This window comes from Alteromonas sp. G5_S2_22_S1 (genome assembly GCF_054968525.1).
In genome coordinates this window covers 60830-77963 of sequence record NZ_JBQKUJ010000002.1, presented here as the reverse complement: position 1 = coordinate 77963, position 17134 = coordinate 60830, and the positions used below count along the sequence as shown (strand labels likewise).

The following is a 17134-nucleotide window of genomic DNA, read 5'->3' as shown; positions in this document are numbered from 1 at the left end:
TTATCAGGGCTGGTTAAGGCTGGCAATGCGCTTATTTCAGCAAAAACTCAGCAATGGCTGGCAAGTGATTTTCGTAGCCAACGAAGCTGTGATCACCGCCTTCTTCTATCACAAGGTGACTTTGCGCATATTTTTCAGCCGCTAAGCGATAATCTAAGGTCTCATCTTCGGTTTGTAGTAGCACTTTATACCGCGCCTGATCGCTTATCGATTCAGCCTCTAATGCTTTTATTACTCCTATGTCACCCTCAACTATTTCAAACTGTTCTTTGCTGTACGGGTTTTCATGCGTGCCAATAAAGCTTTGCAGCAGTTCATAAGGGCGCACTGCTGGGTTGATTAGCACGGCCTTGCCACCAAATTGCTCTAGCAAAAACGTTGAAAGATAGCCGCCCATGGAACTGCCAATTAGCTTAAGCCCGTCATCTAATAGTGCTGGCGTACTTTCTATCAGGTCGAGCAGTTGACCTTCTACTTTGCTGGGAAAGTTAGACAACTCGGGAATATGTAGCCTGACATCCGAATGGTTTTGCTCGAAATACGCTTTAGTGGCCTGCGCCTTTACCGATTTAGGGGAGCTTAAGAAGCCGTGTAGGTATAAAATGTGCTGCATAGATGTCTCTTTTCTTTTTTACTATGGGCTAGTGCTCAACCCGTTCAATACTTACGTCCACAACCCCGTCTTCGTGCAGCTCAATTACCTGATAGCCTGGGGCGTCATTGCTTACCCCAAATGCCAACTGCATTTCCCACTGCCAACAGGTCGAAGGGCACCCATACGACGGCGTGCTATTTTCCCCTATTAACTGGCGAAGAGGCGAATGAACATGGCCATGGATTAACGCTTTAATTTGAGCGTATTGCTCAGTTAGCGAAACTAACGCCTCGGCATTTGCTAAAAAATGCTTATCCATCCAACTGTTTGACGGCAGTATATGGTGGTGAAGCGCAATTAAATGATTATTGTCGGGTAATTGGGCGACGGCCTGGGTTAGGTCATGGATCTCGCCACCCTTTACTTCGCCTGCAGCGGTATAAGTGCTATCTAACGCGCGGGTGTCCATACCGTGTATGTGCCAGTTTTGAAACGTCAACGGGTTATCGCTGTTTAACTGCTTATCACCCAGGTACGTTTCAAAGTGCGCATTGTTATCGTGATTACCAGCAAGCACAAACCAAGCAATGTTCGCTCTGTCCACATACTTATCCATTAAGGCGATGAAATGCTGATAGCTTTCAGGCGTATTATCACCACTGATATCGCCGGTAATAAGCATAAAGCATGATGGGGCCATCGATGAATTATTAGCTTCGAACTGTTCAGCATGGTTCACGGCATGAAGCAGGGTGCGCTCTAATGAGTCGTAAGGTGCTATGCCCGCATAGCCGGTTTCGTTTTTATCTTTGAGTAAGTGACAGTCACTTAGCTGAATAAGCTTTATCACGCTTCGGACGTAACGCTAGAGGTATGTTGAAGACAGAAATTCAGCCACTCCGCCAAAAAAATGTTGACCATATGCTTTTCGTTGCGTTGGCGCATTTTAATATTGGGGTAGTCGTAAGATGGCTGCAGCGCCCCTGTATTTTGACTGTTTATCACTTCGGCCATACGCGCATCGTGATATAAGCGCACCGTCATGCTGGGCGTTAAATATGAGGGCATATCTTTAGTGGTTTGCTTAATGCTTAACGTACTGGTGTAGCGAGCAGACTCTACAATACGTATTTCATAAGACAGGCCGACACCAACCGAAAATTCATAGCTCAAATCTTCCGTATCGCAATCAGGCAAAATTCTCAGAACATGGGAGTAGTTCAGTTCGCAAAGCGCCTGCATTGAAGGAAGGTGAGGTACGTATTTTCGTTGATTGCGTTGTGTCACGATGTCTGCCAATGCTCCAGAAGTAGTGTTTTGTGCATAAAGAACCATTGTAGCGCAATTACCGCTGCGGCGTTGTCAATATGGCCATTTTCCAACCATTCAAGGGCGGTGTTTTCTTTTATTCGGTGTACTTTAATGTCTTCAGACTCGCTTTCTAGGCCGTGAATGCCTTGCGCTTGGCTAGCATCAGTCTTTGCTACAAAAATGTGTAACCTTTCGGTCGTGCCGCCTGGGCTCGATAAATAACTCAGCGCTTTGGTTAATTTATCTAGGGTAATACCTGCCTCTTCCATCGACTCTCTATGGCATACAGACTCCGGTGTTTCTCCTTTGTCGATCATGCCCGCGATAATTTCTATCAACCAAGGGCTTGAAGATGTGGCTAATGCCCCAATTCTGACTTGCTCAATGAGCACAAACTCTTGGAGTTCAGGATCGTAGGGCAAGACACCCACCGCGTGACCGCGTTCAAATATTTCTCGCGTGACCGTGTCGCTCCATTCTCCGTTAAAACACTTGTGCTTAAATTGATACTGATTCATGGTAAAGAAACCACGATACACTGGCTTAATGTCGGTAATTTCGACGTCATTTGAGGTAAATGAAAGGAATTCCTTGCTCATTTGCTGACACTTATGGTTCAAATAGATTTATCATACATAGTACATTTACACACCAACCATGTATACGCATGAAAAATGCGGTACGGCGTGTGAGCGAATAACAGAAAACTCATATTACAAGTCGTCTATTACTATAATAATTGCGTGGGTAGATCACATATTCTGTTACAGTTAATCGAATACTGTTACGAGTTTGGACTTTCGGTTTGTGGTTGAATTTTCATACACTTGGTTTTAATAAGTCGTCTTAACGAATAAACGACGACGCAACTTGAACACAACAGGAAGACGTAAGCATGAAACGAACACTTCTGTCGCTAGTTATCGGTGTTTCGATGACAACTGGTGCGCTAGCCGATGACCTAATGCAGGTATATCAACAAGCACTGGCAAACGATCCACTGGTAAACCAGGCGAAAGCGCAACGTGATGCTGCGTTCGAAGGGATCAGTCTTAGCCGCGCAAGCCTACTACCCCAAATCTCTGGCTCTGTGGGTTATACGCACTCGGAGTCTGAACGCTTTCAGCTGCTTGGTCCAGATACGATCTTCACAACAGATACCACTGTCGACACCACTGATTACGGACTTTCCTTATCAATGTCTTTGTATGACCACGCGAACTGGTTGGGTTTAGACCGCGCAGAGAAAGTGGCAGAGCAAAGCGATGCGCAACTTGCGGCTAGTATGCAAGATGTTATCGTGCGTACGGTTACCGCGTATTTCGATGTGTTGCGTGCCCGTGACAACGTAGAGTTTGTTGGTGCTGAAAAACGCGCCATTGAGCGTCAGCTCGAGCAAACACGCCAGCGCTTCGAAGTAGGTCTAACAGCTATTACTGACGTGCACGAAGCGCAAGCGAACTACGACAGCACAGTAGCTCAGGAAATCCAAGCGAAAAACCAGCTTGAGTTTGCCCTTGAAGCACTTCGTGTTATTACCGGCAAGTACCACGATCGTCTTTTCGGTCTAAATACAGAGAATTTCTCTGCGACTATGCCAGTACCAGAAACGGTAGACAGCTGGCTAGAGACCGCGCAGGACCAAAACCTTGCTCTATTAGTTGACCGTTTGGCCATGGACGTGGCAAAAGAAGATATTGCTATTGCGCGCTCTGGTCACTTGCCAACATTATCACTGTCTGGCAGCTACGGCCGCTCGAAAGATGATGTTGATGCTGAAATATTAAATGACGACGGCTCTAGTACACCGTTTGGGTATGAAACGCCGTACTTGGATAACCAATCAATTGGCATTACGCTGAACGTTCCAATCTATCAAGGCGGTAGCGTAAGCGCGCAAACGTCGCAAGCGAAGTACAACTACGTAGCGGCCAGCCAAGCTGCAGAGCAGACGTATCGTCAAACGGTACAGTCAGTTCGCAGCTCGTTTAATAACGTAAAAGCGTCTATCTCTACCATTCGCGCTCTTGAGCAGTCAGTGGTGTCTGCAGATAGCGCACTTAAGGCCACAGAAGCGGGCTTTGATGTCGGTACACGTACTATTGTTGACGTATTGGACAGCACCCGTAACTTGTTTGATGCACGTCGTAACCTTGCGGGCGCACGCTATGACTTTATTCAGTCAGTGGTTACGCTTAAGCAAGCGGCAGGTACATTGACAGGTGAAGACGTAGCGATGATAAATCGCGGCCTTAAGCCCGTTACGAACAATGACAACGGCTAAATTGTATCGTCGTTCATTCGATGATGAATTAGAAGGGTAGCGCAGCGCTGCCCTTTTTTGTGCGCCGCCTAGTTTGTAGTAAAGAAAAGCGTGAGGGTTATTTGGCCGGCGTGAACTTTTGCAGGGCACCTAGAAGCTGTCGATACTCATTACACAAGGCTTGAGCGTTTTGCTTCGTCAATACAAAATTAGATAAACGTACGGACACGGCGTGTAATTTTGCTTGCAACAGTCTTAACTCATCATCCATGATTATGCCCTTTTGTTTCTTACCTATATAGTAAATGACCTAGCTTTTTACGTTACAGTTTTACCTTTTATGTAGGGATACAGGTTTTAATTCGCGCTGACTGCCCCTACATTTATGTCGCAATAAATGTGCGCATAGCAACTTTAGTATAACGCCAATAAGGTTTACCACAAGCCAATTGGTTTATTGATTTTTCCTTGAGTGATAATTAAAAATGCAAGCCTCTGAACTTCAAAATAAATTTGAACGAATCCGCGCCAATAAATGGTTTGAAGCCTTTGTCATCAGTGTCATCGTTATTTCGGCACTGCTGGTGGGGGCTAAAACTTACGAACTGCCTTCAGGGATGGCTTCAGTCACGTTGTTCTTAGACTGGTTCATTAGCGCGTTCTTTTTAACTGAACTCACTATTCGTTTTTTAGCTGAAAAGCAAAAACGCTTTTTTTTCAAGAGCTTTTGGAACTGGTTCGATACGCTTATTGTGGTTATAAGTCTTATTCCAGCTGACGATACGGAATTGGCATTGATAGCCCGTTTGGTACGTGTATTCCGCGTACTTCGTATGATTTCAATTATTCCAGAGCTTAGAATATTGCTTGTTTCTTTAGTAAAAGCTTTGCCTCAGTTGGCTTATGTCATGCTGCTGATGTTTATCATTTTTTACATATACGCAGCGGTAGGCAGTACGTTATTTGAAAACATTAATCCCGTGCTATGGGGCGACATTACCATCTCAATGTTAACGCTCTTTAGAATAATGACATTCGAAGATTGGACAGACGTGATGTATGAAACCCAGGAAGTGTATTCACTAAGCTGGATCTTCTACCTCACCTTTATCTTTTTCACGGCGTTTGCGTTCTTAAATATGGTGATTGGCATTGTAGTAAACGTAATGGAAAGGGAAAACGAAAAAGCCCGCGCAGAGAAAGAAGCAGCGCTGCTAGAGGAGCAAATAGCACAAGGGCATGTTGAGCCAACGTTGCACGACGTTATGAAGGAATTACGGGAGCTTAAGGCCCAGGTGTCAGCGCAAGCGGTAAAAGGTGAAACAAACACCTCTGATTAAACCTCTACACCGTTTTTGATAACTCAAACGGCACTCTCGCGCGCTTCTAGAAAAGCCCCAAAAATAACAAAGGCCACTGTGAGTGGCCTTTGTTTTATAAAGTTTGGAGTAAGCAGCATTGCTCTGCTAATCCACTTAACCTCGGCTAAACCTGTTTAGCACCCGGTGCTGACAGGTACGCCTTACAAGCCGTACTGCGTCTTAAGGGCTTCCACCCTTTGTTTTGCAGCCTCTGTTGTAAACTCTCTGCTTGCTAGCCTCCGTTTAGCCAAAGCGTCTTTGTCTAATTCAAGCAGCAAGGCCACGTGATTAAGATAGACTTCATCGTTTGCAATCGGCCCCGCAGAAATTTGCTCATAGAGTGCCAGTGCGGCCTCTTTTTCACCTTTCGCAATATGTATTTGGGCCAGTGTATCGACCGCATCGGCATTCTCGCGCTGTAGTGATACCGCTTTTTTGGCAAGCGTTTCCGCACGGGCTAAGTCGTTATCTTCAAACGCCAAATAAGCTAAGTTATTGAGCACAACAAAGTTGTCTGGCGTTTGTGTTAACACCTGCTCATAGGTTTCAATTGCGCTGTCTCTGTCGTTGCGAATTTGTCGCTCAGCTAACAGCATGGCGCTTTGAACATCGTTGTTATGCGCCTTTACATGCTTTTGTAGAAAACTAAAGGCCTGCTCTTTTTTCCCAGACATTTCTAGTGCAGCCACGAGAAGTAAGGCATTGTCTGAATTAGGTGTGGCATCATAAGCCGCTTTAGCATGGTCTACCGCCTGCTCTGGCGCTTTCTCGATAAGGTGTAAACGAGCAATAACCCCTCTAACAAACGGCAGCGTTTTAACATCATCCGCGGTGTTGTTAATGATCTCCCACGCAGGCTGTGCCTGACCCAAACGGCTATGGAAATACGCTTTTAAAAGCGTTAATTGTGCGTCTGGGCGTTTTGCTAGCACCTTGTTGGTTAACGCTAGCCCTTGCTTAAACTGCTTTTGTGAATCAACGATAAGCAGTTTGCCCAGTACCGCGTTTTTATCCTGAGGGTAAAGGGATAACCAATGATCGAAAAATGCGGTCGCTTCTTTTACATTATTAGTCGCAATAAGCGACTGCCCTTTTAAATTCCAAAACGCCTGCGGTGATGACTCGTCGCCTTTTACGTCGGCTAAAAGCGAGACTGTTTTATCAAGCTGATTGTTAAGGGAATACATTCTTGCGAGTAAAAGCCGTAAATTAAGCTGATCTTTGTTGCCATTAAACTGCGTTTGGGCATGCGCGATAACCTCATCGCCATTGCCTTTTTCAACGGCTAATGCAAACCACAGCGCTAGCGCTTGTACGTCGGCAGGGTTCTTATCAACAAATGCGCGAATGAACGCCATGGCATTATCTTTTTTGCCTTCTGCTACCAATAGCTTAGCCCGTGAATACGTTACTTCATTGCCCGCATCACTAAGTTCACTTGCTTTGTCGAGGTATTGGGCGGCATCTTGATACGCACCTTCAGCAGTAGCAATATTACCTAGGTAGATAAGTGGCGCAGCAGTTTCTGGCGATTGTTCGTGCCAGTCTTTTGCCGCAGTCTTGGCTTTATCAAGTTGATTGGTGGCAATGTAAGCGCGTAGCAAGGTCGCTTGAGATGTCACTGACTCAGGCGCTTTTTCTACCGCTTCTTCCAAATTAACCAGACCATCAATGTCGTTAAGTGAAAGCTGAAGCACACCTAAACGAGATAAATCATCAGCCGTAGTACTTACCGCCTCAGACTTTGCTACCATTTGCTTAGCACCTACCACGTTACCATCTTTAAGTAACTGATAGCTCGCCTTTGAGAAAAGTGCCGCGTCTACGCCTTGCTCACCTTCCACCCGCGCCAATACTTCTAGCGCTTCATCATTTTCACCAAGCTGAAGCATGCTGTCTGCTAACATACGCAGGCCGGGATGATTATCAGGTAAGCTAGATGCCACCATGGTTAAGTGACGCTGAGCTGCCTCAAAATCTTGAATTTGATATGCACTAAACCCAGCGACCAATCTAACAACTTGGTCGCTTCTGCCGTTTTGCACCGCAATTTCCAAGTACTCTAAAGCATTGGCATAGTTTTCATTGGCCGACTCAATAATGCCTTTAAACGTATTGAGTAAAGGATGATTCTCATTAAGCGTTAGCAAATCATCTACAATGGGCTCTGCTTTATCGAGTTCTCTTATTTCAATGAGCAGCGAAGCATAGGCAAACTTACTGGTAACATCATCAGGGTAATGACTCACGTAAACGCCATAGACTTCAGCGGCTTTTGCTGGCTCACCACTTTGCAGATAGATTTTTGCTAACTGCTGAAGTACGTCTTTATTGGTTGGTGCTTGTTCGCGCAGCGCTTCAGTTGCTGCTAACGCGCCTTCCATGTCATTGTCTAAAACAAACGTATAGCTATCGATTAGCCCCTTGTATACCGAGCTTGTATCTAGCGTAGAAAGATCGGCTATTAACGTTTGTGCCTCTTCGGTCTTACCTAATTGCATAAGCGCCTGAAGCTTGTAAAACCCGACTTCCGCTGACTCTACCGCAGTCATACCTTCTGCGCGGTAATCCACTTCAGCAAGGGCATTTTCTGCTCCTGATTGCTGATAAGCGACAGATAAAAGAGGGATAACTTGACTTACGGGATAACCAAGCTCCATGGCTTTGTTTAATTCTTTTTCTGCCGCGGCAAAGTTGTTCTTTTGTAAATAAAGCTTGCCTAACTCGAAGCGTGGCTCAGCAGCATTAGGCCCTTTTTGAATTGCATTTTTGTACTCAACAATGGCTGCATCAACTTGCTGCTGAGAAACATAGTTTCTCGCATCTGCCAAGTGGCTTTCCATCGACTTTTCGCTACACCCTGACAAAAGCGCACTGGTCAACATAACCGCTAACGTTGTACGTTTAATTAATTTATTTGTTTTATGCTTTGTCATTGTAATTCCTTGCCCTTCCTCAAATTTTTATTGTCACATTGCTGCACATTGTAAAAAAACGCTCACCGCACTGCTTATTATTTCGTCAAATTTATGCAATTTCGTGGCAACCTGTCCATTATTCGAATATAATACTGTTTTTTGCAACACTGCTGGCAAGCATATCGCGAAATACGCTAAGAATACGCTTCATTAACTCGCCGGACAGGCCAGTTCAACGCTGTATAGCGTCTTGCGATAATAAACCGAAAAAGTACGGTTTAGTCGTATGCCGCACCCTCCTTACTTAATGCACCAGGACCCTTAATGACAACAACTGTCGACATGACATTTAAAGACCTCAATTTACCAGAACCAATCTTACAAGCCCTTGAAAAAGTTGGCTACGAGAAACCGTCTCCTATTCAAGCTGAGAGTATTCCTCTTTTACTTGAAGGACACGACTTACTCGGTCAGGCACAGACAGGGACAGGAAAAACCGCTGCGTTTGCCCTGCCCATGTTGGCAAATATCGATCCTGAGCAACGTAAGCCGCAATTACTGGTATTGGCCCCAACCCGTGAATTAGCAATTCAGGTTGCAGAGGCGTTTCAGGTTTATGCGAGCTTTAGTCAAAAAATTAAAGTACTTCCCGTATACGGCGGCCAGTCGTACGACAACCAAATTCGCCAGCTTAAGCGCGGCGTGCAAGTGGTTGTTGGTACACCAGGGCGTATCATCGACCATATCAAGCGCAAAACACTAGACTTAAGCGAACTTAAGTATTTAGTGCTAGATGAAGCAGATGAAATGCTTCGCATGGGCTTTATCGATGACGTTGAGCTTATTCTTAGCCACGCGCCAGAAGAGCGCCAAACTGCGCTGTTCTCGGCAACCATGCCTGGCCCAATCAAGAAGATTACCCAGCGCTATTTGAAAGATCCTAAGCACGTCAAAATTGCGTCTAAGGTAAGCACTGCCAGCACCATTCGCCAGCGTTACTGCCAAATCGCACCGCACCACAAACTTGAAGCGCTAACCCGCATCATGGAAGTGGAAGTGTTCGACGGTATGATTATTTTCGTACGCACGAAAACCGCTACCGTGGAACTTGCCGATAAGCTATCTGCCCGTGGTTACGATGTAGAACCACTAAACGGTGATATTCCTCAGGCAGCCCGTGAGCGTACTGTTGAAAAGCTTAAACAGGGTAAAATCGACATTCTTGTAGCTACTGACGTAGTAGCCCGAGGTCTTGACGTTGAGCGTGTAAGCCACGTTATCAACTACGATATCCCGTATGACAGTGAGTCTTACGTACACCGTATTGGTCGTACCGGTCGTGCTGGTCGTCAAGGTGATGCAATCCTATTTATTTCTCACCGCGAAAAGCGCTTGTTGTTCTCTATCGAGAAAACCACTAAACAGCCTATTGAAGCGATGCCTATTCCTTCAATCAGCGAAATCAATGAGACACGCTTAAGCCGTTTCAAACAGTCGGTTGCCGAAGCAACGCAAGACGATAGCATTGAATCATTAATGCCTATTGTTGAGATGATTAAAGAAGAAAACGAAGCATCGCCTGAAACCATCATGGCTGCGCTACTTAAAATTGCGCAAGGCGACGAGCCGTTAATTCTTAAAGAATCAGATCGACCAGACATCAACAGCAAGCCTCCACGCGATAATCGTGATAGAAACTCTCGCGATGGTCGTGATGGCCGCGAAAGAAAGCCAAGAGTACCACGTGGTAACCGCAAGCCAGAAGAAGGCATGCAGCGCTTCCGTATTGAAGTAGGTCATGTTCACGGCGCTAAGCCTGGCAACATCGTTGGCGCTATTGCGAACGAAGCAAACATAAACTCGAAGCACATTGGCGCTATCGAGATTTATGATAACTTCAGTACTGTTGATTTACCTGACGGTATGCCAAAAGAAACCCGTGACACCCTTTCGGGCACACGCGTAGCAGGTCAGCGATTGAACATTCGTGAATGGTCAGACACGCCACCTAAGCGCGACGGTCGTGGAAGCCGCGGTGACAAAGGTGATCGTGCACCTAGAGGCAACCGTGAAAACCGTAAACGTAAGAACTAAATAGCAACACTTCCAGCCTTTATATAACTAATTGCAATATGAAGGCTGTTTTCGTTGTTTTCTAATTAAAAAGAATTGGCGCAAAATAGTGTCAGTTCTTTTTTTGTATTTGAAGCTAAGAAAACCGCTATGGATTACTTTCCGTTATTCCTTGATGCCAGAAAACTTAACGTCCTTATTGTAGGGGCGGGTGAAGTTGCAGCCCGTAAGCTAGAGCTTATTATGAAGACCCCAGCCACCGTTACCGTGGTGGCACCTTGGGTTTGCGATACGGTTAAGCTGCTTGCTAACAACGAGAAAGTAACGCTCATTGAACGTGAGTTTCAAGACACTGACCTGTCAGACAAGGACATGGTCTTCATTGCCACCGATAAAGGCGATGTGAATCAGTATATCCACGACCTTGCACGCGCTAACAAAGTGCTGGTGAATGTGGTAGATAATACGCCACTTTGCCAGTTTATCACCCCCTCTATTGTCGACCGCTCGCCCATTATTATAGCCATGAGCAGTGGTGGCGTTGCGCCTGTTTTACTGCGTTATTTACGTCAAAAGTTAGAGACGGTACTTCCCGCTAATTTAAGTCGACTAGGTGCGTTTTCTGAGAAATTTCGCGAAAAAGTAAAGCAAACCCTTAACGGGGTAACCGCAAGACGCTACTTCTGGGAAGACGTACTTGACGGCGACATTGCTGAAATGGTTGAAAAGGGCCAAGACAAGAAAGCCGATGAGGCGTTTGATGTGGCACTGCAAGCGGCCGCCGAAGATAAAAAGGTGGAAGGTCAGGTTTATCTTGTGGGTGCAGGCCCTGGCGACCCAGACTTGCTTACCTTTCGTGCCTTACGCTTAATGCAGAAAGCCGACGTGGTAGTTTACGACCGTCTGGTTTCACCACAAATCCTTGAGCTGGTGCGCCGTGATGCCGAGAAAATTTACGTGGGTAAAGCCAAAAGCAATCACACGCTCCCACAAGATGATATTAACCAACTTATGGTTGACGAAGCGAAAAAAGGTAACCGCGTGGTGCGTTTAAAAGGCGGCGATCCGTTCATTTTCGGCCGCGGTGGTGAAGAAATTCAAACCCTTATTCAGCACGGCATTGAGTTTCAAGTTGTACCCGGAATTACCGCAGCAAGCGGTGCATCAAGCTATGCGGGCATTCCCCTTACCCATAGAGATCACGCACAGTCTGTGGTATTTGCCACCGGCCACTTAAGAAATGGCACTATTGACCTTAATTGGCCTGCTCTTGCACAGAAAAACCAAACCGCAGTGTTTTACATGGGTTTAACAGGTTTGCCTATCATCTGCGAAAAGATGATAGAGCAAGGGCTAGATGCCTCTACCCCAATCGCACTTGTGCAATCTGCCACCACTGAAAAGCAGCAGGTGTTAACGGGTACGCTTGAAGACATTGTCGCTAAGCAAGAAAAAGCCCAGCTTCAGCCTCCTACCCTTATAATTGTAGGTAGCGTTGTTGGCCTTCACGATGAGCTAAACTGGTTTCAAGAGTAGGCCAATGAGATAGCCGCTTTTCAGATAGCCTTGTATTTTCTACTAAGGTACGCATACTCAGTAACACGACGTTGGTTATGAGTAGGCGTACTGCACAGTGTTTAGAAAAATTACTTCCCCACCATTAAGCGCCATCAATAGGGTGTTATTAGTGGGCTTGTATTGGCTATCGGTTGGGCTTTTCTTCTCAACCACCGCAGGGGCCGAGCAACTCAAATTCAAAAAGGCGCAGAGTGAATCGGGCGTACTATTTAGCTATGAATGGCTAGATATGGATAGCACTCGACAATCTATTTCCTTCGAATTACCTCACACCGCAATTAAAGCAGCACCAACTCAACAAGCCAACTATCGGCCCAAAATAGCCCAGCGTTACGTAACGGTTGCGCTAATGGAAGAGGCCAAAAAAATTAACCCCAAAGAGGCCCGCGTTAAGATAATACCAAAGCGCGACTCTATTGATATACAGGTTAAAGGGGCGAATGAAGATAAGGTCGAGGCCATACTCAGCAACCTTAAAGCCGTCCAGCGAGAGGCGTATAACGCGTACTTAGATGAGCATTACTTTACGCGCTTCACCACGTTGTTCAATCAAAAGGCGATAAAACCCGACCATACCCGCTATGCCGCCGAGTCGGTGAAACCGCTGGTCGCCGCCTCGCAAGCGTTTTACGAAAAGGTCAACGCACAGTCTGATTCACGGGCGTACTTTTCGCTGATTCTAAGCTGGCTGCAAAGTATTCCGTATGACACACTTGAAGACAGAGTGGTAAGTAATGGTTCAGGCTATGCTCCACCCATTAACGTACTTATGCAAAATGTCGGAGACTGTGACAGTAAGGCTGTACTGGCATCGTCGATGGTTCGCGCATTTTTACCGTCCACGAAAATGATAATGGTATTTCTGCCCAATCACGCGTTGTTGGGCATAGCGCTCACCCCTATGGTAGATGATAGAACCATAGTCCACGACGGCGAGACTTACGTCCTCTACGACCCCACTGGCCCAGCCCTTATTCCATTTGGACAAGTCTCTGAAGACACTGAGCGTTATATAGTGACAGGTCGCTATCAAGTAGAAGCGGTGGACTAAAAGCGGCTTACTCACGCCCTACACAAAAGGCGGGCAAGTCATACCTTTAATTGAAATTTAGTGGGAAAAAGCGCCTTCAAATGAGTCAAGGCGCTTTTGGTATAAACCTATGAATTACCGGTACGCATTTAAGCTATAGGTTTTCTTCGGCAAAACTCGCCAAGCGGCTTCTTACCACCCCATCTAAGTTAATGGTGGCACTGCCAGAGAAGTCTTTAAATTTCTCAACTAGATAGGTCAAACCCGAGGTCACAGCACTTAGGTAATTGCTGTCTATCTGCGCTAGGTTGCCCCCAACAATGAGCTTAGTGCCTTCACCACAGCGCGTGATAATGGTTTTAAGCTGTGACGCCGTTAAGTTTTGCGACTCATCCAAAATCACAATGGCATTTTGAATGCTTCGGCCTCGCATAAAGTTCACCGACTTGTACTGAATGTTGGCTTTTTCCATGATGTAATTCATAGAGCCTTTGGTATTCTCATCGTGTTTGTGAAGCACTTCAAGCGAGTCGGTGATAGCCGCCAACCAGGGCAACATTTTTTCCTCTTCGGTTCCCGGTAAAAAGCCAATAGATTCGGCAATTTCAGGCGTGCTTCGCGTTACGATGATCTTATCGTACATGTTTCGCTCTACCACCATTTCAAGGGCAGCAGCTAGCGCAAGGAGAGTTTTACCACTACCGGCAGGTCCGGTAAGGATAACCATATCAATGTGCGGGTCGAGTAGCGCATGAAGCGCCATAGCCTGGCCGATATTTTTAGGTGTAATTCCCCACGCATGACGGCCCATTAAGCGTTCGTAGCCTAAATCCAATACCTCTAAATGATCGTCAGTAATTTCTTCCACCAAGCCTGCGAACTGTTGGGTTTCATCTAACAAGAACTCATTTACATACGCTTCTGGCAGCATAGATTTGGGAATAGTATGAATGGTGTCTCGCCCTTCGGTGCGACTATCCACACTTTTTACGCTTTCCCAAAAGTTGCCTTCAAATGTATGGAAGCCTCGGGATAGATACTTGATGTCGGTAATGAGTTGGTCGGTGCGATAATCTTCAACATGAGCAAGGCCTGCCCCTTTCGCCTTAAGCCGCATGTTTAAGTCTTTGGTCACCAATACCACTTTTTGCGGCGCAAACGTCTTTTGTAAATGCAGCGCTACGTTAATAATGCGATTGTCATTCTCATTGCTGGTAAAGACCTGCTGAGACTCAACCATGTTAAGGTCGGCGAAAATAGATAAACTGCCTGAGGGTGCCGTTTGTCCCGCGCCTAACCCATCCATAGATACACCAGCCAGCATATCTTCTGGCGTTGCATCGTGGAGTAAGTCCTCCATTGCGCGAATGGATACCCGTGCGTCACGCGCCACGTCTTTTTTGCTGTCTTTGATGTAGTCGAGCTCTTCCAATACAGTCATTGGAATTACAACGTCGTGTTCTTTAAAGGAGAGAAAAGCGTGGGGTTCGTGAAGCAGAATATTAGTATCGAGGACGTAAATCTTAGTTTCGGTAGAATTTTTTCTTGGCATCCTTCACTCCGGTAAATAAAGCCAGGTTAGCCGTTATGCTCTTTAATGAACGCACGCGCTAACAAGCTGCAGTTACGGTTGTAGGAGAATGCCGCTCGAAACAGGACCTCTTCCCCTACTCGCGTCGACTGAGAAGCAGTACTACTCATTCTGCCTCGCGAGTTCGTTAGTAAAATAGCGAACCCTTAATTCCACCATAATCCAGTTTTTGAGAATTAGCACTGTTTTTTGCTATTTATTTTGTGGAGTGACTCGCCTTTGCCCTTCTCGCACATTCGTAATACTAACTACTTTGCTAACACGCTATTCTTCTTTATCAGCGAAGTACCCTGCCCGTTCCAAAATAATCTGAGTCTGGCTTTGCGCTCCTTCTAGCGCCGCTTTTACGCTTTTTTCCCCAGTAACCACATCATTAATTTGTGCCCCTACGGCGTAACCGATAGCGGTAAATTCTGGGATAGGGATAAACTGTTTGCCTACCATGGCATTACCTGGTTTATCGCTTGAAAGTAACTTCAATGCTTGATGTTCAAAAGCCGCATAAGGTACGGCTTGCAGATAATCGCTAGAATATGTTGAGTGTCGAGTACCAGAAGGGGCCGCGTATTCTCCGTGGGCTTTCTTAAGTAAATTAATAAAGGTTTTAGACGTTAAAAAATGCGCAAGTAACTGCGCCTCTTCTACATAGCGAGATTTTTTCGGTATTGCAAAATTCCATGACCAAAACCATTGCGCCCCTTTCTGTTGCTTACCCAGCGGCGCATAGGTTACTCCGGTAAATTGAGTCACTTTAGAAAAGCGATCATCAAATAAAGCCCCGCCTAATGAAGAAGCGTCAACGAAAAAGGCTAATTTCCCTTGGGCAAAGAGCTCTTGATTCTCTTGCCAACCCATATCATGATTATCAGGCGGCCCATATTGCCTAACAAGCTCAGCATACATACCGACTGCATCAAACCATGCCTTACTATCCAGTGTGGGCTGCATGTTGTTGTCTAACCACGCACCGCCATAGGTGTTGGCCATGGTGCTCACTAATGCCATATTCTGCCCCCAGCCCACTCGCGTTCTAAGCCCTATACCATAGACTTCTTTTTCAGGTATATGCACTTGTTTAGCAAGAGACTTAATATCGTTATAGGTGAGTACAGTGGGTAGACTTAATCTAAACTTTTCTAGCAGGTCTTTTCGGTAAAAAGTAAGCGTAGTTTCAGCGACAAAAGGCAATCCATAAAGCTGGCCATCGACAATGTTTGCATGCAGAGCGGCAGGAATAATATCGTCGATATCGTAATCGGCGGGATGCGATTTGAAAGGAAGTAGAACGCCTCGTTTAGCCCATATGGGAAGACCATAGCTGCCGATTAACACCAAGTCGAAGCTGTTTTCGTTAACAGAAAAGTCACCTAGCAGTCTACGGCGCAAAACGGTTTCATCCATTATTCGCCATTGAATATTGGAGTGCAGCAAAGGCGAATCGTGTTTATCTAAGTATGCTTTAGCTTGAAAAACGGCATTAATATCTGGCGCCCCGACAACTAATGCCTCTTCCCCCTGTGAAGCGTCATAGACGCCATATTTCTCGAGTGTGAGCGTTAATAATCCGCTTTGTTTTTGTTTCTGTAACGCTAAGTTAAATTTCTCAATTAACTGAGAGGCTCCAGGTGTCTGCTTAGACAGTGCGAGATGATAAGTGCTAGCTACCTCCGCTCCAGGGATAAAATTAAACTTCCCAATTAAATTGGGCCGTTCATTTACTAACGCCTCCTTTGCGCTGTATTTATCAATAAACAGTACATCAATTCGTCCTTTACCAAGTAAATCCAATAGGTTAACGGTAGATGCTCCCGGATACAGGTTGAAAAACGTTTCATTTGATAAGAATTTGGGGGCTGTCGTCCCCCTCAGATACCCGATTCCTCGTAAATTTTGTCGTTTAAGCCATTCAACAAGGTTGTCGGGGCTACTGTTATCCTTGAAATCTTTCGTCCTAATTAGGAACCCACTTGCTCCTGCAGGGATCGCATCAGATAAAAGGAATGCGTCTGTGAAGCGCTCATGATGGTGAACAGGAAATACGCCATCGAGTGCTCCCTTCTTTGCCAACATCACAGCCCTAGCATGAGGATAACGCTCAACGATAAGCTGCTCATCTAGTTCTTCAAAAGCTTTTACCACCACTTCATTTACGTATCCTTTCGACACGTCTTTGCTGTCACTAAAGGGGCTAACTTCCGAGGTTGCAAGCACGATAGGACGAGCATAGGCCAGCTCGCTAATAATGAGGGCAGTGACAAATAGGCAGCGAGCGGCAGTCGCTAAATGTAGCATTAACGGCGGGACTCGAAAGCTAGAGACAAAACGTCTTGTCTGCGACACTATGCAATTCCTTTTGTGGAGTAAGTGTTAGATAAATAGCAGATAAAAACAAAAAGTGCGTTACTATCGTCAAA

At 45.8% G+C, this 17134-nt stretch carries 13 protein-coding genes; 5 read left to right on the top strand and 8 right to left on the bottom strand.

What is annotated here, in order from left to right; translation table 11 throughout:
- Window positions 1–31 precede the first annotated feature (31 nt).
- The 4 genes from ACTRWF_RS02565 to nudF are packed head-to-tail and all read right to left on the bottom strand — an operon-like array spanning window position 32 to window position 2505.
- Window positions 32–613, bottom strand: a complete 582-nt coding sequence (locus ACTRWF_RS02565; RefSeq protein ID WP_015066189.1) for a YqiA/YcfP family alpha/beta fold hydrolase — start codon at window positions 611–613, stop codon at window positions 32–34.
- 28 nt (window positions 614–641) lie between these two features.
- On the bottom strand, window positions 642–1445 hold the full coding sequence (locus ACTRWF_RS02560; protein WP_012517214.1) for a metallophosphoesterase family protein: 804 nt from the start codon (window positions 1443–1445) through the stop codon (window positions 642–644).
- Window positions 1442–1882, bottom strand: coding sequence for a DUF1249 domain-containing protein (locus ACTRWF_RS02555; protein WP_015066188.1), 441 nt, complete (start codon window positions 1880–1882; stop codon window positions 1442–1444). Before ACTRWF_RS02555 ends, ACTRWF_RS02560 begins: the two co-directional genes overlap by 4 nt.
- Window positions 1879–2505 (bottom strand): ADP-ribose diphosphatase, encoded by a 627-nt coding sequence (nudF, locus tag ACTRWF_RS02550; protein WP_020742856.1) that lies wholly within the window; start codon window positions 2503–2505, stop codon window positions 1879–1881. The genes ACTRWF_RS02555 and nudF overlap by 4 nt, the downstream gene beginning before the upstream one ends.
- Before the next feature lie 296 nt (window positions 2506–2801).
- Between nudF and tolC the strand changes: the two genes are divergently transcribed.
- The gene (gene tolC, locus ACTRWF_RS02545) at window positions 2802–4190 is read left to right on the top strand and encodes an outer membrane channel protein TolC (RefSeq protein ID WP_462835093.1); all 1389 of its coding nucleotides are present in this window, start codon (window positions 2802–2804) and stop codon (window positions 4188–4190) included.
- Between the two features lie 97 nt (window positions 4191–4287).
- Here the strand turns inward: tolC and ACTRWF_RS02540 are convergent, their stop codons facing one another.
- Window positions 4288–4440 (bottom strand): hypothetical protein, encoded by a 153-nt coding sequence (locus ACTRWF_RS02540; protein WP_012517210.1) that lies wholly within the window; start codon window positions 4438–4440, stop codon window positions 4288–4290.
- Window positions 4441–4654: 214 nt separating this feature from the next.
- On the opposite strand from ACTRWF_RS02540, the gene ACTRWF_RS02535 reads away from it, so the two are divergent.
- Window positions 4655–5509: an ion transporter gene (locus ACTRWF_RS02535; protein WP_024015683.1), complete on the top strand. Its 855-nt coding sequence runs from the start codon at window positions 4655–4657 to the stop codon at window positions 5507–5509.
- Between the two features lie 182 nt (window positions 5510–5691).
- Here the strand turns inward: ACTRWF_RS02535 and prsT are convergent, their stop codons facing one another.
- Window positions 5692–8466 (bottom strand): XrtA/PEP-CTERM system TPR-repeat protein PrsT, encoded by a 2775-nt coding sequence (gene prsT, locus ACTRWF_RS02530; protein ID WP_012517208.1) that lies wholly within the window; start codon window positions 8464–8466, stop codon window positions 5692–5694.
- A 306-nt stretch (window positions 8467–8772) separates the two neighbouring features.
- Between prsT and ACTRWF_RS02525 the strand changes: the two genes are divergently transcribed.
- The 3 genes from ACTRWF_RS02525 to ACTRWF_RS02515 all read left to right on the top strand — a co-directional run bounded on the left by ACTRWF_RS02525 (window position 8773) and on the right by ACTRWF_RS02515 (window position 13150).
- Window positions 8773–10542 carry a DEAD/DEAH box helicase gene (locus tag ACTRWF_RS02525; protein ID WP_012517207.1) on the top strand — a complete coding sequence of 590 codons (1770 nt, stop codon included), beginning with the start codon at window positions 8773–8775 and terminating at the stop codon, window positions 10540–10542.
- Between the two features lie 129 nt (window positions 10543–10671).
- The gene (gene cysG, locus ACTRWF_RS02520; protein ID WP_012517206.1) at window positions 10672–12057 is read left to right on the top strand and encodes a siroheme synthase CysG; all 1386 of its coding nucleotides are present in this window, start codon (window positions 10672–10674) and stop codon (window positions 12055–12057) included.
- A 97-nt stretch (window positions 12058–12154) separates the two neighbouring features.
- A complete protein-coding gene (locus ACTRWF_RS02515; protein ID WP_232363096.1) occupies window positions 12155–13150 on the top strand; it encodes a hypothetical protein in 996 nt (331 codons plus the stop codon).
- Window positions 13151–13283: 133 nt separating this feature from the next.
- On the opposite strand, the gene ACTRWF_RS02510 is transcribed toward ACTRWF_RS02515, so the two are convergent.
- Both ACTRWF_RS02510 and ACTRWF_RS02505 read right to left on the bottom strand, forming a co-directional pair.
- Window positions 13284–14681: a PhoH family protein gene (locus ACTRWF_RS02510; RefSeq protein ID WP_462835092.1), complete on the bottom strand. Its 1398-nt coding sequence runs from the start codon at window positions 14679–14681 to the stop codon at window positions 13284–13286.
- A 303-nt stretch (window positions 14682–14984) separates the two neighbouring features.
- Window positions 14985–17060 (bottom strand): extracellular solute-binding protein, encoded by a 2076-nt coding sequence (locus ACTRWF_RS02505; RefSeq protein WP_015066180.1) that lies wholly within the window; start codon window positions 17058–17060, stop codon window positions 14985–14987.
- Window positions 17061–17134 lie beyond the last annotated feature (74 nt).